The 20087-nt window shown below is 56.0% G+C and carries 16 protein-coding genes and 1 pseudogene; 10 read left to right on the top strand and 7 right to left on the bottom strand.

Features of this window, described 5'->3' with window-relative positions; genetic code table 11:
• Positions 1–22: 22 nt before the first annotated feature.
• Both B3B59_RS16155 and B3B59_RS16150 read right to left on the bottom strand, forming a co-directional pair.
• Positions 23–1051, bottom strand: coding sequence for a TerC/Alx family metal homeostasis membrane protein (locus tag B3B59_RS16155; RefSeq protein WP_040078198.1), 1029 nt, complete (start codon positions 1049–1051; stop codon positions 23–25).
• 262 nt (positions 1052–1313) lie between these two features.
• Entirely contained in the window at positions 1314–2507 is a 1194-nt protein-coding gene (locus B3B59_RS16150) for an NAD(P)/FAD-dependent oxidoreductase (RefSeq protein WP_286809544.1), read from the bottom strand.
• Between the two features lie 230 nt (positions 2508–2737).
• Between B3B59_RS16150 and pitA the strand changes: the two genes are divergently transcribed.
• Complete coding sequence (pitA, locus tag B3B59_RS16145) at positions 2738–4237, top strand: inorganic phosphate transporter PitA (RefSeq protein ID WP_040078196.1); 1500 nt, start codon at positions 2738–2740, stop codon at positions 4235–4237.
• Between the two features lie 53 nt (positions 4238–4290).
• On the opposite strand, the gene uspB is transcribed toward pitA, so the two are convergent.
• Positions 4291–4626 (bottom strand): universal stress protein UspB, encoded by a 336-nt coding sequence (gene uspB, locus B3B59_RS16140; RefSeq protein ID WP_003861224.1) that lies wholly within the window; start codon positions 4624–4626, stop codon positions 4291–4293.
• A 285-nt stretch (positions 4627–4911) separates the two neighbouring features.
• On the opposite strand from uspB, the gene uspA reads away from it, so the two are divergent.
• Positions 4912–5349, top strand: a complete 438-nt coding sequence (gene uspA / locus B3B59_RS16135; RefSeq protein WP_003861223.1) for a universal stress protein UspA — start codon at positions 4912–4914, stop codon at positions 5347–5349.
• 102 nt (positions 5350–5451) lie between these two features.
• Here uspA and rsmJ read toward each other — a convergent pair whose 3' ends face one another.
• Together rsmJ and prlC are read right to left on the bottom strand one after the other, a co-directional pair.
• On the bottom strand, positions 5452–6207 hold the full coding sequence (gene rsmJ / locus B3B59_RS16130) for a 16S rRNA (guanine(1516)-N(2))-methyltransferase RsmJ (protein WP_046886811.1): 756 nt from the start codon (positions 6205–6207) through the stop codon (positions 5452–5454).
• A gap of 8 nt (positions 6208–6215) precedes the next feature.
• Positions 6216–8258 (bottom strand): oligopeptidase A, encoded by a 2043-nt coding sequence (gene prlC, locus B3B59_RS16125; protein WP_040078192.1) that lies wholly within the window; start codon positions 8256–8258, stop codon positions 6216–6218.
• 178 nt (positions 8259–8436) lie between these two features.
• On the opposite strand from prlC, the gene B3B59_RS16120 reads away from it, so the two are divergent.
• The 4 genes and pseudogenes from B3B59_RS16120 (at position 8437) to B3B59_RS16105 (ending at position 13189) form a co-directional block, all read left to right on the top strand.
• Positions 8437–9279 carry a 23S rRNA (adenine(2030)-N(6))-methyltransferase RlmJ gene (locus tag B3B59_RS16120; RefSeq protein WP_040078190.1) on the top strand — a complete coding sequence of 281 codons (843 nt, stop codon included), beginning with the start codon at positions 8437–8439 and terminating at the stop codon, positions 9277–9279.
• Between the two features lie 71 nt (positions 9280–9350).
• Positions 9351–10703, top strand: a complete 1353-nt coding sequence (gorA, locus tag B3B59_RS16115) for a glutathione-disulfide reductase (RefSeq protein WP_046886813.1) — start codon at positions 9351–9353, stop codon at positions 10701–10703.
• A gap of 350 nt (positions 10704–11053) precedes the next feature.
• A pseudogene (locus B3B59_RS16110) lies at positions 11054–11248 on the top strand (monooxygenase); the annotation flags it as partial.
• A 291-nt stretch (positions 11249–11539) separates the two neighbouring features.
• A complete protein-coding gene (locus B3B59_RS16105; protein WP_040078186.1) occupies positions 11540–13189 on the top strand; it encodes an alpha,alpha-trehalase in 1650 nt (549 codons plus the stop codon).
• Positions 13190–13203: 14 nt separating this feature from the next.
• On the opposite strand, the gene B3B59_RS16100 is transcribed toward B3B59_RS16105, so the two are convergent.
• A complete protein-coding gene (locus tag B3B59_RS16100; protein WP_046886814.1) occupies positions 13204–14793 on the bottom strand; it encodes an STY4199 family HEPN domain-containing protein in 1590 nt (529 codons plus the stop codon).
• Positions 14794–14942: 149 nt separating this feature from the next.
• Between B3B59_RS16100 and B3B59_RS16095 the strand changes: the two genes are divergently transcribed.
• Complete coding sequence (locus B3B59_RS16095) at positions 14943–15476, top strand: GNAT family N-acetyltransferase (RefSeq protein WP_046886815.1); 534 nt, start codon at positions 14943–14945, stop codon at positions 15474–15476.
• A gap of 5 nt (positions 15477–15481) precedes the next feature.
• On the opposite strand, the gene B3B59_RS16090 is transcribed toward B3B59_RS16095, so the two are convergent.
• Complete coding sequence (locus B3B59_RS16090; protein ID WP_286809543.1) at positions 15482–16240, bottom strand: SDR family NAD(P)-dependent oxidoreductase; 759 nt, start codon at positions 16238–16240, stop codon at positions 15482–15484.
• Between the two features lie 119 nt (positions 16241–16359).
• Between B3B59_RS16090 and B3B59_RS16085 the strand changes: the two genes are divergently transcribed.
• The 3 genes from B3B59_RS16085 (at position 16360) to B3B59_RS16075 (ending at position 20060) form a co-directional block, all read left to right on the top strand.
• Positions 16360–17259, top strand: a complete 900-nt coding sequence (locus B3B59_RS16085; protein ID WP_040078179.1) for a LysR family transcriptional regulator — start codon at positions 16360–16362, stop codon at positions 17257–17259.
• A gap of 156 nt (positions 17260–17415) precedes the next feature.
• Positions 17416–18465 carry an inner membrane protein YhjD gene (gene yhjD, locus B3B59_RS16080; protein ID WP_046886817.1) on the top strand — a complete coding sequence of 350 codons (1050 nt, stop codon included), beginning with the start codon at positions 17416–17418 and terminating at the stop codon, positions 18463–18465.
• A 272-nt stretch (positions 18466–18737) separates the two neighbouring features.
• A complete protein-coding gene (locus B3B59_RS16075) occupies positions 18738–20060 on the top strand; it encodes an MFS transporter (RefSeq protein WP_286809542.1) in 1323 nt (440 codons plus the stop codon).
• Positions 20061–20087 lie beyond the last annotated feature (27 nt).

Genomic DNA, 20087 nt, shown 5'->3' with positions numbered 1-20087 from the left:
CCCAGAGGTTGCCGTTTTGCTTTTAACTTGCGTTCCGTTTCCCGGGGAACAACAGACTCGCCACAATACCGAGCGCCAGTACCCCCAATACCACAAACAGGCTGGCGGTTGCCCCAATGCCATAGCCGTGATGCCAGAAATGGTCGGTGGCGTTAAGCCCCAGCTTAAAGGCCACAAAGAACAGCAGCAGCACTACCGCTTTTTCCAGGTGCACCAGATACTGCTTCAACGCTTCCAGCACAAAGTAGAGCGTACGCAGGCCGAGGATGGCAAACATCATGGCGCTGTAGATAATCAGCGGTTCGCGGCTTACGGCGATAATGGCCGGCACCGAATCGAACGCAAACATCACATCGGAAAGCTCAACAACCGCCACACAAAGCAGCAGCGGCGTGGCATAGCGCTTCGCCTTCTTCACGCGTCCGACCATCACCTCCTGGTTTTCCGGTTTTTCCAGTTCAGCATCTACCTCTTTCTGCGTCAGAAGAAACTTGTGGCTGCTGATCTTTGGCCAGACGGGATAGAAGCGTTTCACCAGACGGTAGGCCAGATGGTTGGAATAATCTTCCACTTCATCCTGCTCTTCGCCACGTTTAAGCATCATCACCGCCGTCCAGGCAACGATGAGCGCAAAAACCACCTCCACGTAGGGCCCCAGGCTCAACAGGCTGGTGCCGATTGCCACGAAGATCCCACGGAACACGATCGCCCCTAACACGCCCCAGTAGAGCACGCGGTGGCGATACTTATCCGGCACGCCGAACCAGGCGAAGATCGCCATCATCACAAACAGGTTATCGACCGAGAGGACCTCCTCGAGCGCATAACCAGTGAGGAACAGACTGGCCATCTCCGCGCCGTGGTGAACATAGAGAAAACCGGCGAAGGCCATCGCCATCATGACCCAGAAGATGGACCACATCGCGGCGCTTTTTAACGAGATCGGTTTATCGTGACGGTGCATGAAGAGGTCGATAAACATCGCCCCGACAGCCATCACAACAAAGACAACAACGGTTTCCGTAGGGAAACCGAGATGAGCAGATGCCATATACAACCCTTTTTGAGAACCAGACACACCATGCAGCAAAGAAAAGGGCGGACCGTTAAATGGTCTCTTTACCCTTAATAAAATAAAAATCCCGCTCGGGGGCGGGAATTCACTACCCTGCATCATTCAAGCTGCGGACTAAAACGCTTGTGCTGGCCTTAAAAGACAAGCTCCGGGGAGGAGCCGGGTAACAAAGCCAACGCAGCGGCAGCTTGAAGGATAACGGGTATATTTTATCTCACAACGGGGCGTCTGGCAGGTTTTACTTTTCCGCCAGCGCCTGCGCGCAGGCCCAGGCGCTGGCCCATGCCCACTGGAAATTGTAACCGCCCAGCCAGCCGGTAACGTCCATCACTTCGCCAATAAAGTAGAGGCCTGGCACATTACGGGCTTCCATCGTTCTGGAAGAGAGTTCATGGGTATCTACGCCGCCGAGGGTAACTTCTGCGGTGCGATAGCCTTCGGTGCCGTTAGGCTGTACTCGCCACTGCGTAAGGGTATCGACAAGCGTCTGTTGATCGCGGCTGTTGAGCTGTTTTAACGTGATATCAGGAATCTGGCCCAACAAGATCAGGCACTCCACCAGCCGTTTCGGCAAGTGAATGGCAAGGGTATTTTTGAGGCTCTGATTCGGATGCGCCGCACGCTGCTCATCGAGAAACGCCGCCAGGTCGCACTCCGGCAGCAGGTTCACCGTTACGAACTCACCGGGCAGCCAGTAGCTGGAAATTTGTAATACCGCCGGACCGGAAAGACCACGGTGGGTGAAGAGCAGATTTTCACGAAAAACGGTGCCGTCTTCGGCGGTGATCACCGACGGCACCGAAACGCCAGAGAGGGTTTGCAACTGCTCGAGCAGCGGCTTATGGAGAGTAAACGGCACCAGCCCGGCGCGGGTCGGTAAAACTTTCAGGCCAAACTGCTCGGCGATTTTGTAACCAAATGGCGACGCCCCCAGCCCCGGCATCGACAGGCCGCCGCTGGCAATGACCAGACTCGCCGCCTGAACGGTTTCACCGTCCAGTTGCAGGGTGTAGCCCTGCTCATCGCGGGTTACTTCTAACACTTCGGTGCGTAAACGGAGAGTAACACCGCCTTTATTACACTCAGCGACGAGCATATCGACAATCTGCTGCGCAGAATCGTCGCAAAACAGCTGACCGAGCGTCTTTTCATGCCAGGCGATATTATGTTTACCCACAAGGTCGATAAAGTCCCATTGGGTGTAGCGCGCCAGGGCAGATTTGCAAAAATGACGGTTCTGGCTGAGATAGGCAGCAGGCTCAACATAAAGGTTAGTAAAATTGCAGCGGCCACCGCCTGACATCAGGATTTTACGCCCAGGTTTTTTGCCATTGTCCAGCAGCAAAATGCGACGCCCTGCCTGTCCGGCCATTGCCGCACAGAACATTCCCGCCGCACCGGCACCAATAATGATGGCATCAAACCTTTCCACGTCTTAATCCTCCAGATTCACAGGGCGCGAATTGTAAAGTTTCGTCGGTGGCCCTACCAGCGTTAATAACCTGATTTTTATTCATTTCGTTGAAATGTAATAAAATATTGTTTTAGTGCTACGCTTAATTCAGTCAGTAAATCAAAAAAAAGCTATATTTCACTTTGCCCGTTGCGCATTTGTCCTGGATAATGCGCCGCGTTCATGTCCCCAAGATGGCGTAACGTCCTATGCTACATTTGTTTGCTGGCCTGGATCTGCATACCGGGCTTTTATTATTGCTTGCTCTGGCATTTGTTTTGTTCTACGAAGCGATTAACGGCTTCCATGACACGGCGAACGCAGTGGCAACGGTTATCTATACACGTGCTATGCGCTCGCAGGTTGCGGTTGTCATGGCGGCGGTGGCTAACTTCTTTGGCGTTCTGCTTGGAGGTCTGAGTGTAGCTTACGCAATCGTGCATATGCTGCCAACGGATCTCCTGTTGAACGTCAGCTCCGGCCATGGCCTTGCCATGGTATTCTCCCTGCTGTTTGCCGCAATTATCTGGAACCTCGGTACCTGGTATTTTGGCCTGCCAGCCTCCAGTTCACATACCCTTATTGGCGCGATTATCGGTATTGGTTTAACCAATGCACTGATGACGGGCACCTCGGTGGTGGACGCGCTGAACATCCCCAAAGTTGTGGGTATTTTCGGCTCCCTGATTATCTCTCCTATCGTTGGTCTGGTGGTCGCAGGTGGCTTGATTTTCCTGCTGCGTCGTTACTGGAGCGGCACCAAAAAACGGGCCCGTATCCACCTGACGCCGGCCGAGCGTGAAAAGAAAGATGGCAAGAAAAAGCCACCATTCTGGACACGTATCGCCCTGATCATTTCTGCCATCGGCGTTGCGTTCTCTCACGGCGCTAACGACGGTCAGAAAGGCATTGGTCTGGTGATGCTGGTCCTGATTGGCGTGGCACCGGCGGGCTTTGTGGTGAATATGAACGCCACGGGCTACGAAATCACCCGTACGCGCGATGCGGTCAACAACGTGGAAACCTTCTTCCAGCAGCGTCCTGAGCTGCTGAAACAAGCGACCGGCGTGGATCAGTTAATCCCGTCTCCGGACGCGGGAGCAACTACGGCACCGGGTGAGTTCCACTGCCACCCGGCTAACGCGGTAAGCGCGCTGGAACGGGCGAAAGGCATGCTGACGGATGTCGAAAGCTACGACAAACTCTCTGTCGAGCAACGTAGCCAGCTGCGCCGCATTATGCTGTGCATCTCCGACGTGACCGACAAAGTGGGCAAGCTGCCTGACGTGAACGCTGACGACAAACGTCTGCTGAAGAAACTGAAAGGCGACATGCTGAACACTATCGAATACGCGCCAATCTGGATCATCATGGCGGTCGCGTTAGCGTTGGGCGTGGGTACGATGATTGGCTGGCGCCGCGTGGCGACCACCATCGGCGAGAAGATCGGTAAGAAAGGCATGACCTATGCGCAAGGGATGTCCGCGCAGATGACCGCCGCCGTTTCTATCGGTCTGGCGAGTTATACCGGTATGCCGGTCTCTACAACCCACGTACTCTCTTCGTCCGTGGCAGGTACCATGATCGTTGATGGCGGCGGTTTGCAGCGCAAAACCGTGACCAACATCCTGATGGCCTGGGTGTTTACCCTTCCGGCGTCTATCCTGCTCTCTGGCGGTCTGTACTGGATCTCCCTGCAGTTCCTCTAATCGCAGGCAGAGACAAAAAAAGCGGGTCAGGAAACTGACCCGCTTTTTTTTGTTCAGTGCCAGATCATCAACGCAATCATACTCACCACCACCAGGCCACACAGCGCACTGGTTAAAATGAACTGACGACGCAGGCGCTCGCAGCGCCGGATGAACTCTTCATCATGATGATCGCGGTAACGCTGGTAGTAGATATACCCCACCAGACGCATCTGTTTGCTGGGCTGTCCATGCGAGGTGAAGAACCCTCCACCGTCCACATACTGATAAAGCAATGGATCGCAACCACGAAGAACAACCAATAGCGCGCGTAGCGATGAGAAGTAGCGCGCCATATTTACGATGCAAACTACACATAACGCCCAAAATAATGCGACGGTGCTAATCATACCTCCTCCCCGGCGACACGCCCGCGAAGCAACGCTTCGGGACTACCGCTCCCCGATACCCTGACAGACCGCTCAGTGAAAGAGTCACACGAAACCGGACGGGTTAACGTTTTAATATCCGACCGGCTTAATCAATAGTGTAGGAGATCCGTTAATTTTTTTGCCACAAGGTTAATCGTTATCAACACCAATGCTTGAAAAATTTGTTCAACTGGGCCGTAATGAGAGCAGGTAGACAGCGGCTGAATGCGCTGGTCATCGATCACTTAAGGAAGGAGTAACACTATGGCTTACAAACATATTCTTATCGCAGTCGATCTCTCCCCGGAGAGCAAAGTGCTGGTCGATAAAGCCGTATCCATGGCACGTCCGTATAATGCGAAAGTTTCCCTGATTCACGTCGACGTTAACTACTCCGATCTCTATACCGGCCTTATCGATGTCAATCTTGGGGATATGCAGAAGCGTATTTCTGAAGAGACTCACCACGCCCTGAGCGAGCTTTCAACGAATGCGGGTTACCCGATTACCGAGACCCTGAGCGGTAGCGGCGACCTCGGTCAGGTGCTGGTTGATGCGATTAAGAAATACGATATGGACCTGGTGGTTTGCGGTCATCATCAGGACTTCTGGAGCAAGCTGATGTCTTCCGCGCGCCAGCTGATCAATACCGTGCACGTGGATATGCTGATTGTTCCGCTGCGTGACGAAGAAGACGAGTAAATAAAACGTTTGCCGCTCACCCAGCCCCTCTCCCACAGAAGAGGGAATGATCGAGCCCCTCTCCCCGTGGGAGAGGGGTTGGGGTGAGGGCATCAGACCGCACTATACGTCCGGCGTACCAGAATAAATATCAAACCGATGCCCTTTCGTGGTCACCGCGTTGGTGGTCGCCACATCCGCCAGCGGCGGTGCGTAGTCCGGGCGTTTCACCACCACACGCTTTGTCGCCAGCAGCCGGGCAGGTGCCAACAGCCCATCTGCATCCAGATCCGGTCCCACCAGCGACTGAAACACCCGCATCTCTTTCTTCACCAGCGCACTTTTCTGCTTATGCGGGAACATGGGGTCGAGATAGACCACCTGCGGGCGTGGTGTGATGTCAGTCAGCGCCGTCAGGCTGGAGGCGTGGATCAATTGCAGGCGCTCTTGCAGCCACGGGCCAATCTCCGGGTCCGCATAGCCGCGCGCTAATCCGTCGTCCAGCAATGCTGCCACTACCGGGTTACGCTCCAGCATTCGCACTCGACAGCCCACCGAGGCCAGCACAAACGCATCGCGCCCTAACCCTGCCGTGGCATCCACCACGTCCGGCAGATAACTGCCTTTGATGCCGACCGCTTTGGCAACCGCTTCGCCGCGACCGCCGCCAAACTTGCGCCGGTGCGCCATCGCCCCGCCGACAAAATCGACAAATATGCCGCCGAGCTTCGGTTCGTCGCGCTTGCGCAGTTCCAGATGCGTTGTCGTCATCACCAGCGCCATCGGGTTTTCATCATCGTGCTCCAGCCCCCAGCGGGCGGCCAGAACAGATAAGGCGCCGTCTCCGGCGCCTGTTTCATCGAGCAAACAAATTTTCACTGCGGCAATTAACCCTTAATACCGTAATGCTCCAGCATCGCATCCAGCTGCGGCTCACGGCCACGGAAGCGTTTGAACAGTTCCATCGGCTCTTCGGAACCGCCACGGGTCAGGATGTTGTCGAGGAACGACTGCCCGGTTTCGCGGTTGAAAATCCCCTCTTCTTCAAAGCGGGAGTAAGCATCCGCCGCCAGCACGTCGGCCCACAGGTAGCTGTAGTAACCCGCTGCGTAGCCGCCCGCAAAGATGTGGCTGAACGCGTGCGGGAAGCGACCCCAGGTTGGCCCCGGAATAACGGCGACCTGCTTTTTAATCTCGGCCAGCGTTTCAAGGATTTTCGCCCCCTGCTCCGGGCTGAACTCGGCGTGCAGACGGAAATCGAACAGGCCGAACTCCAGCTGGCGCAGAATAAACATCGCCGCCTGGTAGTTTTTCGCCGCCAGCATTTTATCCAGCAGTTCTTTCGGCAGCGGTTCGCCGGTCTCATAATGGCCGGAGATAAATGCCAGCGCGTCCGGCTCCCAGCACCAGTTTTCCATAAACTGGCTCGGCAGCTCGACCGCATCCCACGGCACACCGCTGATACCGGCGACACCCGCGGTTTCGATGCGGGTCAGCATGTGGTGCAGACCGTGACCGAACTCGTGGAACAGGGTGATCACTTCATCGTGGGTAAAGAGCGCCGGTTTGCCGCTCACCGGACGGTTGAAGTTACAGGTCAGGTAGGCAACCGGCTTCTGCAGAGTACCGTCCGCTTTACGCATCTGGCCCACGCAGTCATCCATCCACGCCCCGCCGCGCTTGTTTTCACGCGCATAGAGATCGAGGTAGAAGCTGCCGCGCAATTCATTTTTCTCGTCATACAGCTCGAAGAAACGCACATCCGGATGCCAGACGTCGATATCTTTGCGCTCTTTGGCGGTGATGCCGTAGATACGCTGCACCACTTCGAACAGGCCATTCACGGCTTTGTTTTCCGGGAAGTACGGGCGCAGCTGCTCATCGCTGATGCTGTAGAGGTGCTGTTTCTGTTTTTCGCTGTAGTAAGCAATGTCCCACGGCTGCAGTTCGTCCACGCCGAACTCCGCTTTCGCGAAGGCGCGCAGCTGGGCCAGCTCTTTCTCACCCTGCGGACGGGCGCGTTTGGCGAGATCGGTCAGGAAGTCCAGCACCTGCTGCGGGTTCTCCGCCATTTTGGTGGCGAGAGATTTGTCGGCATAGTTTTCAAAGCCCAGCAGCTGCGCCAGCTCGTGACGCAGGGCAAGGATTTCGGCCATCACCGGGCTGTTATCCCATTTACCGGCATTCGGCCCCTGATCGGACGCACGCGTGCTGTAGGCGCGGTACATCTCTTCACGCAGAGCCTGGTTGTCGCAGTAGGTCATCACTGGCAGGTAGCTCGGGATATCCAGCGTCAGCAGGAACCCTTCCTGCTCTTTCGCTTCGGCCTGGGCTTTTGCCGCGGCCAGCGCGCTTTCCGGCATCCCGGCCAGCTCCGCTTCGTCGGTAATCAGCTTCGTCCAGCCCATGGTGGCGTCGAGTACGTTGTTGCTGTACTGGTTACCCAGCTCGGACAGACGGGCGGCGATTTCGCCATAGCGTTGTTGTTTCTCTTTTGGCAGCCCGATACCGGACAGTTCAAAATCACGCAGGGCATTATCGACCGATTTTTTCTGGGCGGTATTCATGGCGGCGTAATGGTCGCCGTCGCGCAGGTCGCGGTAGGCTTTATACAGCCCCTCGTGCTGGCCGACCCAGGTGCTGTACTCGGAGAGCAGCGGCAGGGTTTGTTCATAGGCTTCGCGCAGTTCCGGGCTGTTTTTCACCGAGTTCAGGTGGCTCACCGGCGAGAAAATGCGCCCCAGCACGTCGTCCACCTCGGCCAGCGGCTGACACAGATTTTCCCAGGTGTACGGCCCGCCCTGCGCCACCACGCTCTCTACCGCTGCGCGGCAGTTGCCCAGCGCTTCGGTAACGGCAGGCACCACATGCTCAGGGAGAATTTTAGAAAATGGCGGCAGGGAAAAAGGCGTCAGTAATGGATTGGTCATAAACGCTGTCCTGTTAAATAGGGTAAGTGAAGCGCGCATCCGGCGCTGTGCATATGGGTCAGTAATGGGGGTAAGTGTAGAGGATTTCAATACCGGGCGTTGCGCTTTCGCGGCGGTGGCGACTTTTCTGTATACTGTGGCGATACGCTTTTTTTTACCTGATGGAACACCTTTACCCATGCTCAGTTATCGCCATAGCTTCCACGCGGGCAACCACGCCGACGTCCTTAAACATACTGTTCAGAGCTTGATCATTGAAGCGCTGAAAGAGAAAGATAAACCCTTTCTCTATCTGGACACCCATGCCGGCGCGGGCCGCTATCAACTGAGCGGCGAACATGCCGAGCGCACCGGTGAATATCTGGAAGGTATTGCCCGCATCTGGCAGCAGGACGACCTGCCTGCCGAGCTGGAGCCCTATATCGGCGTGGTTAATCATTTCAACCGCAACGGCCAGCTGCGCTACTACCCCGGTTCCCCGCTGATTGCCCGCCAGTTGCTGCGCGAGCAGGACAGCCTGCAGTTGACTGAGCTGCACCCGAGCGACTTCCCGCTGCTGCGCTCTGAATTCCAGAAAGACAACCGCGCCCGGGTAGATAAGGCTGATGGCTATCAGCAACTGAAGGCTAAACTGCCGCCGGTCTCCCGTCGCGGTCTGGTACTGATCGACCCGCCGTACGAAATTAAAACCGATTATCAGGCGGTGGTAACCGGCATCAACGAAGGTTACAAACGCTTTGCCACTGGCACCTACGCCCTGTGGTATCCGGTGGTATTGCGCGCGCAAATTAAACGCATGATCAAAGACCTCGAAGCGACCGGCATCCGCAAAATCCTGCAAATTGAGCTGGCCGTCCGTCCGGACAGCGATCAACGCGGTATGACCGCCTCCGGCATGATTGTCATTAACCCGCCGTGGAAGCTCGAAGCGCAGATGAACAATGTGCTGCCGTGGCTGCACAAAACCCTGGTGCCAGCGGGAACCGGCCACGCCACCGTCAGTTGGATCGTGCCGGAGTAATTGCAGGCATCGGTGGAAACTATTGATTTCAGGTATACAATCGCGCCAACCAGATATTAAGGATAAGACTCATGAGCAAGCATTATGACTACATCGCCATTGGCGGCGGCAGCGGCGGCATCGCCTCTATTAACCGTGCGGCCATGTATGGCCAGAAGTGTGCGCTGATTGAAGCCAAAGAGTTAGGCGGCACCTGCGTAAACGTGGGTTGTGTACCGAAGAAAGTGATGTGGCACGCGGCGCAGATCCGCGAAGCTATCCATATGTATGGCCCGGATTATGGCTTTGACACGACCCTTAACCACTTCGACTGGGATAAGTTGATCGCCAGCCGTACCGCCTACATCGACCGTATTCACACCTCGTACGATAACGTGCTGGGCAAGAACAACGTTGACGTGATCCGCGGTTTCGCCCGCTTCGTGGATGCAAAAACGATCGAAGTGAACGGCGAGACGATCACCGCCGATCATATCCTGATCGCCACCGGCGGCCGTCCGAGCCACCCGAACATTCCGGGCGTGGAGTACGGTATCGACTCCGACGGCTTCTTCGAACTGCCTGCTCTGCCTAAGCGCGTTGCCGTTGTCGGTGCGGGCTACATCGCCGTTGAGCTGGCTGGCGTGATTAACGGCCTGGGCGCAGAAGCGCACCTGTTCGTGCGTAAACATGCGCCGCTGCGCAGCTTCGACCCGCTGATCGTTGAGACCCTGGTCGAAGTGATGAACGCGGAAGGGCCAACCCTGCACACCAATGCCGTACCGAAAGCGGTAGTGAAAAATGCCGACGGTAGCCTGACGCTGGAGCTTGAAGATGGCCGTAGCCAGACCGTAGATTGCCTGATCTGGGCAATTGGTCGCGAACCCGCCAATGACAACTTCAACCTGGCGGTAACCGGCGTTAAAACCGATGAAAAAGGTTACATCGTTGTCGACAAATTCCAGAACACCAGCGTATCGGGCATCTACGCCGTTGGCGATAACACCGGCGCGGTTGAGCTGACGCCGGTTGCCGTTGCGGCGGGCCGTCGCCTCTCCGAGCGTCTGTTTAACAACAAGCCGGACGAGCATCTGGATTACAGCAATATCCCGACCGTGGTCTTCAGCCATCCGCCTATCGGCACCGTTGGCTTAACCGAGCCGCAGGCGCGCGAGCAGTATGGTGACGAGCAGGTCAAAGTCTACAAATCGTCGTTTACTGCCATGTACACGGCGGTCACCTCTCATCGCCAGCCTTGCCGTATGAAGCTGGTTTGTGTTGGTCCGGAAGAGAAAATCGTCGGCATTCACGGTATTGGCTTCGGCATGGACGAGATCCTGCAGGGCTTCGCGGTGGCGCTGAAGATGGGCGCAACCAAGAAAGACTTTGATAACACCGTTGCGATTCACCCAACGGCGGCGGAAGAGTTCGTTACCATGCGCTGATTGTTTGCGCAGGAGAGTGCTTTACCCAAACTGGCCGCGCAACGGCCAGTTTTTTTTTGGCGTGATGAAATAAAAGACAACGCATCATCCTTGTGGGCTGCCACAGGGGATGGGGAGATCACGCCCCCTCCTTCGCCCCGTCTTCTCCACCTGCTGCCAGGTTGCTAACAGCGTTAATCCACTTTCCCTGCGGGTAAAGCGGGTGACGTTAGCGGCAAAGGCACGCCTCATGGACTTATGTACAAACGGTAACAAAATAGCCCGTTGCCGGCCAGGGAGTTGGCTAATCTTAAAAGGCGCTAAGCCGTACCCTTCAGAAAATAATTTAAGACTGAGTAGAGAACATGCATCTGAAAATTACCGCGACGTTTATGTCGAAGATCCACCTCGTCCTGGCCCTCGCCTGGACCATACTGACGATACCTACCCTGCTGTGGTGGAAAAACAGCATCCTGTGGGTGTCACTAATGAGTATCTACGCGATTGTGATTTCGCATCTCGCCGCGTACAGTGCCGCACATGCAGAAAAAGCAGCCAGTAAGGCGCTGGGCGAGAGCGCTAACGCGAACCAGAAAGCCAGTCACACCGCAGCCACGGTTCATGAGAATGCGCGACAACGAATGCTCTGATTTTTCATTCCCCGCTTAACGTCCTTAAAATATCTTTTAACGTTGTAAATTCATTGGGTTAATGTGTTTTTTGCGCGTCGTTAGCGGGGAAAAAAGCGTGATCAACCGCACACTTCGCACCGCATTCACCGAAGCGAATGTCTACGCTTAAAAGACGACCGGGAAAAACCCGTATTTGTTACGACAAAACCGGAGGTCCACACCACCATGTTCAACCAGAAATTACAGGCAGCAGAGGTTATCGAGTTCGAGATTGCGGAAGAGATTCGCTACGAAACCGATCCCTGCGAGTTAAAACTGGATGAGATGATTGAGGCGGAGCCGGAACCGGAAATGATCGAGGGGTTGCCCGCATCTGATGCGCTGACCCCGGCCGATCGTTACCTTGAATTGTTTGAGCACGTTCAGTCGACGCGACTCTTTGCAGACAGCAAAACGTTCCCCGACTGCGCGCCAAAGATGGATCCGCTGGATATCCTTATCCGCTACCGTAAAGTCAGACGCCACCGGGACTTTAACTTGCGCCAGTTTGTGGAGAACCACTTCTGGCTGCCGGAAGACTACAGCAAAGAGTACATCTCTGACCCTGGTCTATCCCTGAAAGAGCACATTGATAACCTGTGGCCGGTGCTGACGCGCGAGCCGCAGGATCATATCCCGTGGTCATCACTGCTGGTATTGCCGCAGGCCTATATCGTGCCGGGCGGCCGTTTCAGCGAAACCTACTACTGGGACTCCTATTTCTCCATGCTGGGGCTGGCCGAGAGCGGCCGCAACGATCTGCTGAAATGTATGGCGGATAACTTTGCGTGGTTGATTGAGCGCTACGGTCACATTCCGAACGGCAACCGTACCTACTACTTGAGCCGCTCCCAGCCGCCCGTCTTCGCCCTGATGGTCGAGCTGTTCGAAGAGGACGGCGTGCGCGGCGCGAAGCGCTATCTGGACCACCTGAAGATGGAATACGCGTTCTGGATGGACGGCGCCGAGTCGCTGCTGCTCAACCAGGCTTATCGTAGCGCAGTGCGTATGCCGGACGGCTCTCTGCTCAACCGCTACTGGGATGACCGTGACACTCCGCGCGATGAATCCTGGATTGAAGACGTGGAAACGGCCCGCCACTCTGGCCGTCCGCCAAACGAAGTTTATCGCGACTTGCGCGCCGGGGCGGCCTCGGGCTGGGACTACTCCTCCCGCTGGCTGCGCGATCCGTCACGGCTGGCGAGCATCCGCACGACGCAGTTTATCCCTATCGATCTGAACGCGTTCCTCTTCAAGCTGGAGAGCGCCATCGCTAATATTTCGGCGTCGAAAGGGGATAAAGAGACCGCAGAGATTTTCCATCAGAAGGCGAGCGATCGTCGCGCGGCGGTGAACCGTTATCTGTGGGATGAAGAGACGGGCTGCTATCGTGACTACGACTGGCGACGCGAGGAGATGGCCCTGTTCTCTGCAGCCAGCATCGTGCCGCTGTACGTAGGAATGTCGACGCATGAGCAGGCCGAACGTTTGTCCGATGCCGTAAAAGCGCGTCTGTTGACGCCAGGCGGCATCATGGCCACGGAGTATGAGACCGGCGAACAGTGGGATAAACCCAACGGCTGGGCCCCGCTGCAATGGATGGCGATCCAGGGGTTCAAACAGTATGGCAACGACTCGCTCGGCGATGAAATTGCCTGGAGCTGGCTGCAAACGGTGAACCACTATTACAAGGAGCACCACAAGCTGATCGAGAAGTACCACATCGCCAGCAGTACGCCTCGTGAAGGTGGCGGGGGGGAGTACCCGCTGCAGGATGGCTTTGGCTGGACAAACGGCGTGATTCGTCGCCTGATTGGGCTATATGGGGAGCCGTAGCTCCCCTCAGCGCGCTAGCGAATCACTTCATAAATTTCCGTCTGGATACCCTGCCACTTTTTGCTGCTGGCATCCGGCTGCGCCTGCGCCCGGCGGGTGGCCTGCTCAACCTCGTAACGTTGACGCGCCACTACCGCCGGCACGGTGCAAAAGGCCTGTAGCCAGGTTTTGCGCGTGCTCGTGAGCTTCTCGCCGGATGACATGGCATGGCTCAGGGTAGTGATAAATCGCCGACAGGGCTTCTGCTCCGTCATTTGCAGGCGATAGCGCATCAACATCTCCAGTACGGCAACGTTACCCGCCGAGTGCGCCTGCTCAGTCCAGGAGACTTTCCAGTCCATCCCCCCTTTCAGAAAGAGCTGCACCACGCGGGCATCATTACGATCGATGGCCGAACGGAAGTTGTTCTCATCCCAGGTGATGCCCATCCGCGTCAGCGTGTCCCGCGATGAAGGGGTGTCACGCATATCTTCGGGCTGCTGGGTCTGAACGACCACTTCCGCGGCCCGGGGCTGCGAATCGCCAACGAAGAGCCAGACGCCCCCTGCCAGCATCGCCAGCACCATGACCCCGACCGCCCCCCAGAGCAGCCCGGAGATAAGCTGATCGCGCTGCTCCGGCGTGCGCTCTGCCCGTCGTTGCGGTTTATCGATATTCTCACCAATTTCATCGCTATCGCCGCCGGCCGCCTTGTTTTTCTGCTGCGCATGCTCCCAGAAGCGGTGCAGGTCGTTGGTCTCCACCGCCAGCAACGCTGCCGGATTAACCCGGGTACGCCCCTGCTCAAAGGCACGCTGCACCGGGCTGGCAATCTGGTCGTAGTAGCTGTCCATTAAGACAATCTGTGCCGGGGTCAAGGCCTCTCCGGCCAGCAGCGTATTACGGATCTGGCGTATATCGTCGAGGAAGGTTTGCAGCGTTTTTCGCGGCTCCACCAGCAGGGTGAGATGGTGCTGATCGCTGAAAAGTGCAGCGTAATAGCGGGAAAACTCCTTTTTATCCACGACCATCAGCGCCAGCTCGCTGAATTTCATGCCGCTCAGCACATCGTTGCGTTCGCCCTGTCGTAGCCAGCGTCGAACCTGATCGGCACTGAACAGGGTTTTTAGGTGATTGTTCAGACGCGTAGGATCGGGCCAGGCTTTCAGCACCAGCGCTTTCAGCATCATCTCGACTGCGCGCACCTGCTTTTGCGCCTGCAGCTGTTGCGCCTCATCCGCCGGGGCAAGCTCGGTGCTGTAGGTCAGCAGGGGCTGTTGCTGGCGCACATGCTCAAGGGCCGTGACAAAACGCGTCGCCGCAATCAGCTGGTTGTCGCTGACATCCTGTCCACTCTCATACTGTGGTACACGCTGTTGCAGCAGACGCAGCTGGAGCGTGAAGTTCGACATTTCAGCGTCGTTCAGGTGTAGCCGCTTCGCCACCGCCGCCCAACCGCCCAGGCCGAGGCGCGCGTTATCCAGCTGTTCCAGAAACCAGCGGGGATCCTTGCCTTCCGATACATGCACTTTCAGGAGCAGCAGGATCTCCACCGACGCCTGACGAATGATACCCAGACAGTGTTCAAACTGTTCCCGGACGTGATGCGTTTTGCTGAGGGTCATCATTTTCCTTTCCGTAAAATGAAAACAGATATGAAGTCGTCTCTGTGCGACTTTTTTCTTTTATTTATACAGGCTTAACCATACCTGAGAATCTATGGTATTACAGTGACAGCCGTATAATCATTAACACAATTTATGGGATAAGCCTGATGCCGGTACTGCATACCCCGCGTTTAACCTGCTCGCCGCTGGGCGAAGCGGATTGGTCCTTTTTCCTGGCGCTTCAGCAAGACCCGGACGTGATGCGCTACGTTGCAGATAACCGCCCGGAAACGGCGATCCGGGAGGCCTTTGAATCCCGCCTGCCCGAGTGGACGCCCGGCAGCGCGCACTGGTTATGCTTGCTGGTTCGGGACACCCTCAGCCAGACGCCACTGGGCGTAACGGGATATCTGCATCATGAAGAGGATATTGCCGAGGTGGGATTCTTATTCGCCCCGCAGGCGCAGGGTCTGGGATATGGCTTTGAATCGTTAAAAGCGGTGTGTGATTTTGCCTTTAACGAGGGGGGAATTCGCCGGTTAACTGCCACCGTGACGGCCGGAAACCTGCCCTCCAGGCGGCTGCTGGAGAAGCAGGGTTTTGTGCTGGAAGGCGAGCTGCGAGAAAATTATCAGTTGGCTGGCCGGTGGCATAATGACTGGCTGTTTGGCCTGCTGAAAAAAGAGTATCAGCAGGCGTAACCGGCTTACAGGAACATACCGCCCGAGACTTCAATGCGCTGGGCGTTCATCCAGCCCAGCTCATCGCTGAGCAGCGCGGCGATAGCATCACCAATATCATCCGGCAAACCTACGCGCCCCAACGCGGTTTGCGCGGCGATCTGCTGATTCAGCTCGGCATTATCACGTACCATGCCGCCACCGAAATCAGTTTCAATCGCCCCTGGCGCGATGATATTGGCGCTAATGCCGCGTTCCCCCAGCTCTTTCGCCTGATAGCGGGTTAACACCTCCATCGCCCCTTTCATCGCTGCATAGGTGCTGGACCCGGGGAGCGCAAAGCGTGCCAGCCCGGAAGAGACGTTCAAAATTCGCCCCCCGTCTCTCATCAGTGGCAGGAGACGCTGCGTCAGGAAAAACGGACCTTTTAAATGGATGTTCATGACGTTATCAAATTGCGCTTCGCTGGTTTCAACGTAGGGGGCATATAAACCCACCCCAGCATTGTTCAATAAATAGTCGAAGCTGTCGCGCTGCCAGTGCTGCCTGAGGGTCTCCCCGACCTGCTGAGCAAAATGTTCGAAGCCGACAACTTCGCCGACGTTCAGCTGTAACGCTGCGGCTTTCACCCCTTTTTGCTCAATTTCGCGAACAACATCGAGCGCTTCCTGTTGACTGCTATTCCAGGTGAGGATAATTCCGACACCTTTCGCAGCCAGCTTCAGCGCCGCGTTTTTTCCCAATCCCCGGCTGCCGCCAGTCACAATGGCTATACGTTCACTCATAAGAAACCTCGTTTCGGCTGTTGTGGTCGTTGAGAAAGAGCTTATTAGGTGATAGAAAATCAATAAAGGTAGCCAGTAACGCTTTACTGTTTCATTTTTAACAACAATGAGCGCAACCTATGGATAAAATTCACGCAATGCAGCTCTTCATCCGCGTCGCGGAACTGGAGAGTTTTTCTCGCGCAGCGGACTCTTTAGGCCTGCCTAAAGGGAGCGTATCCCGGCAAATCCAGGCGCTGGAGAACGGGCTTGGCACGCAATTGCTGCACCGAACCACGCGCCGCGTCAGCCTTACGCAGGACGGAATGGTCTATTACGAGCGGGCAAAAGATCTGCTGGCAAACCTCGACGAACTGGATGGTCTTTTTTTGCTCGACCCTGCCAGCATCAGCGGACGACTGCGGGTGGATATGCCGGTGGCCATTGCACGAAATTTAGTCATCCCGCGACTGCCCCAGTTTTTACAGCAGTATCCCGGTATCGAACTGGAGTTGAGCAGTAGTGACCGTCTGGTGGATGTGATTCGGGAAGGATTCGACTGCGTGGTGCGCGTCGGCACTCTGAAAGATTCTGGTCTTATTGCACGCCCGCTGGGCAAACTGTCGGTCATCAACTGCGCCAGCCCCGATTATCTGACGCGTTTTGGCTATCCGGAGACGCTGGACGATTTAGCCTCTCACGCGGTGGTGCATTATGCGCTCAATCTGGGGAGTCGCCCGCAGGGCTTTGAATATTATGACGGTGAAAGCACCCGCTGGGTTAAAACCGGCGGCATCCTGACGGTGAACAGTACCGAAACCTATCACGCCTCCGCTCTGGCGGGTCTGGGGATTATTCAGGTGCCACGCGTCGGGGCTCGCGACGCGCTGCGCGCCAAAAAGCTGCTGGAGATCCTGCCACAATATCGTCCGGGCCCGATGCCGGTTTCGCTAATTTATCCCCACCGCCGCAACCTCTCCCGCCGGGTTCGCCTGTTTATGGAGTGGCTAACAGAATTAATGAAGGCGTACGTAGACTAGACTGAATTTGTACCCGTGATACTTCACGCTGCCCAGGCGTTGGCCTGTGATTCGCTCCCCCGAACCTTAGCCGCCGGGGCCGTAGCAAGCAGCATGAATTATTTAGGGTATATAATTTCAGGAACATCCTGCGTACCGAAAAGGAAAACGTCACCGATGCCGGACAACAACCAGCAACGCCCTGTACAGGAACTGGATTACGAACCAGTCAAAAAAATGGACACCACCCCACCTTCCGCGGCATCAGAAAACGCGGAAGTGACAAGCCACGATGTAAGCAGTGCGGGAAGCCTGGTCGAAAAAGCGAAGCTGCTGGTTCAGCTCGTACAGCAGCGCCCAATGATTGCCCACATCCTGCGAGCCACCGAGCGATTTAACGATCGGCTGGGTAATCAGTTTGGCGCCGCCATTACCTACTTCTCGTTTTTATCGATGATTCCCATCCTGATGGTCTCCTTTGCGGCAGCAGGCTTTGTGCTCGCGTCGCATCCGACCCTGCTGCAGGATATCTTCGGTAAAATCTTGATGAACGTTAGCGATCCGACGCTTGCCTCCACCCTGAAAAGCACCATTAATACTGCGATCCAGCAGCGCACCACGGTAGGGATTGTCGGGCTATTGATTGCACTCTACTCGGGTATTAACTGGATGGGGAACCTGCGCGAGGCGATCCGCGCCCAGTCGCGTGACGTCTGGGAGCGCACGCCGCAGGACCAGGAGAAGATCTGGCTGAAATACTTCCGTGATTTTATCTCGCTGATTGGCCTGCTGGTGGCGCTGATTGTCACTCTCTCTATCACCTCGGTGGCCGGTTCGGCACAGCAGATGATTATCTCAGCGCTCTATCTTGATAATATTGAGTGGCTAAAACCCGCGTGGCGACTGATTGGATTAGCTATTTCAATCCTGGCGAACTATCTGCTCTTCTTCTGGATCTTCTGGCGCCTGCCACGCCATCGGCCCCGTCGTAAGGCGTTGATGCGGGGTACGCTGATTGCCGCTATCGGTTTTGAGATCATCAAAATCGTGATGACCTATACGCTGCCTTCGCTGGTGAAATCCCCCTCTGGCGCCGCCTTTGGTTCGGTGCTGGGGCTGATGGCATTCTTCTACTTCTTTGCGCGTCTGACCCTGTTCTGCGCAGCGTGGATCGCCACCGCCGAGTACAAAGATGACCGGCGAATGCCGGGTAAAACCCACCGCTAGTGACATCATCGGGCTGAATAAAAACGCAAAATTTCAGCCCGATCCATCATTTCAGCATATAAATCCAGCCTGTAACTTTTATTTAACCAAAAACCAGTTTTTTCCACCAAGTTTAAATTTATGTGAAGCATTTCATAGAAGCTATTTTAGCAGGCTGAACATTATCCCCTTTTTGCTGCTTTTTTGCCCTTCCGCCGGGTTTGTTACAGATTGAAATGTCGCTTTTGCTGTGCGTAATATGGCCGTTCGTTCGCCAAAAATAAGAAAAGTTTATGCAGGCCACAACCACAACTCTCGATTCACAACAGGAAAACGCCCCGGTTAACTCACGTAACAAAGTCGTTGTCGCCTCTCTGATTGGCACCGCCATCGAGTTTTTCGACTTCTACATTTACGCGACCGCTGCGGTTATCGTCTTTCCACATATCTTCTTCCCGCAGGGCGACCCGACCGCCGCGACGCTGCAGTCCCTGGCGACCTTTGCCATCGCCTTTGTGGCGCGGCCGATTGGTTCCGCGCTCTTTGGTCACTTTGGTGACCGTATTGGCCGCAAAGTCACGCTGGTTGCTTCGCTGCTGACCATGGGGATCTCTACCGTCGCCATCGGCCTGCTGCCCACTTACGAGACCATCGGCATTCTGGCGCCGGTGTTGCTGGCGCTGGCACGTTTTGGCCAGGGTCTGGGTCTGGGCGGTGAATGGGGCGGCGCGGCGCTGCTGGCCACCGAGAACGCCCCCGCACGTAGACGTGCACTGTACGGCTCCTTCCCGCAGCTGGGTGCCCCGATTGGCTTCTTCTTTGCTAACGGGACCTTCCTGCTGCTCTCCTGGCTGCTGAATGATGAGCAGTTTATGAGCTGGGGCTGGCGTATTCCGTTTATTTTCTCTGCCGTGCTGGTGCTGATTGGCCTGTATGTGCGCGTCTCACTGCACGAGACGCCAGTATTCGCCAAAGTCGCAGCGGCCAAAAAGCAGGTAAAAGTGCCGATGGGTACCCTGCTGACCAAACACGTCCGCGTGACCGTGCTCGGCACCTTTATCATGCTGGCAACTTATACCCTGTTCTATATCATGACCGTCTACTCCATGACCTATAGCACCGCGCCTGCGCCGGTCGGCCTGGGGCTGCCGCGTAATGAAGTGCTGTGGATGTTGATGATGGCGGTGATTGGCTTTGGCGTGATGGTACCTATCGCTGGCCTGCTGGCGGATAAATTTGGCCGCCGCGCGAGCATGATCACCATCACCTCGCTGATTATCCTGTTTGCGCTGTTCGTCTTCCCGCCGCTGCTGGGTTCCGGCAGCCCGGCGCTGGTGATGGCCTACCTGCTGATTGGCCTAAGCCTGATGGGGTTGACCTTTGGCCCGATGGGTGCGCTTCTGCCTGAGTTGTTCCCGACTGAAGTGCGTTATACCGGTGCCTCGTTCTCCTATAACGTCTCGTCGATTCTGGGGGCTTCCGTGGCGCCCTACATCGCCACCTGGTTACAGGCAAACTACGGACTGTTCTACGTGGGTGTCTACCTGGCCGCGATGGCAGCTCTGACGCTGATTGCCTTGCTGCTGACGCACGAAACGCGGCATCAGTCGCTGTAAACGTAAAACGGCAACCTGTGGGTTGCC

The sequence above is a fragment of the Leclercia sp. UBA2479 genome, from assembly GCF_002341985.1.
Lineage (GTDB): Bacteria > Pseudomonadota > Gammaproteobacteria > Enterobacterales > Enterobacteriaceae > Enterobacter > Enterobacter pneumoniae.
This window is presented reverse-complemented; position numbering and strand designations above follow the sequence as displayed.

Excerpts from the sequence above, each read along its gene's own strand:
- B3B59_RS16155 (WP_040078198.1), bottom strand. The coding sequence starts at position 1,051 with ATGGCATCTGCTCATCTCGGTTTCCCTACGGAAACCGTTGTTGTCTTT.
- pitA (WP_040078196.1), top strand. The coding sequence starts at position 2,738 with ATGCTACATTTGTTTGCTGGCCTGGATCTGCATACCGGGCTTTTATTA.
- uspB (WP_003861224.1), bottom strand. The coding sequence starts at position 4,626 with ATGATTAGCACCGTCGCATTATTTTGGGCGTTATGTGTAGTTTGCATC.
- uspA (WP_003861223.1), top strand. The coding sequence starts at position 4,912 with ATGGCTTACAAACATATTCTTATCGCAGTCGATCTCTCCCCGGAGAGC.
- prlC (WP_040078192.1), bottom strand. The coding sequence starts at position 8,258 with ATGACCAATCCATTACTGACGCCTTTTTCCCTGCCGCCATTTTCTAAA.
- B3B59_RS16120 (WP_040078190.1), top strand. The coding sequence starts at position 8,437 with ATGCTCAGTTATCGCCATAGCTTCCACGCGGGCAACCACGCCGACGTC.
- gorA (WP_046886813.1), top strand. The coding sequence starts at position 9,351 with ATGAGCAAGCATTATGACTACATCGCCATTGGCGGCGGCAGCGGCGGC.
- B3B59_RS16105 (WP_040078186.1), top strand. The coding sequence starts at position 11,540 with ATGTTCAACCAGAAATTACAGGCAGCAGAGGTTATCGAGTTCGAGATT.
- B3B59_RS16100 (WP_046886814.1), bottom strand. The coding sequence starts at position 14,793 with ATGACCCTCAGCAAAACGCATCACGTCCGGGAACAGTTTGAACACTGT.
- B3B59_RS16095 (WP_046886815.1), top strand. The coding sequence starts at position 14,943 with ATGCCGGTACTGCATACCCCGCGTTTAACCTGCTCGCCGCTGGGCGAA.
- B3B59_RS16090 (WP_286809543.1), bottom strand. The coding sequence starts at position 16,240 with ATGAGTGAACGTATAGCCATTGTGACTGGCGGCAGCCGGGGATTGGGA.
- B3B59_RS16085 (WP_040078179.1), top strand. The coding sequence starts at position 16,360 with ATGGATAAAATTCACGCAATGCAGCTCTTCATCCGCGTCGCGGAACTG.
- yhjD (WP_046886817.1), top strand. The coding sequence starts at position 17,416 with ATGCCGGACAACAACCAGCAACGCCCTGTACAGGAACTGGATTACGAA.
- B3B59_RS16075 (WP_286809542.1), top strand. The coding sequence starts at position 18,738 with ATGCAGGCCACAACCACAACTCTCGATTCACAACAGGAAAACGCCCCG.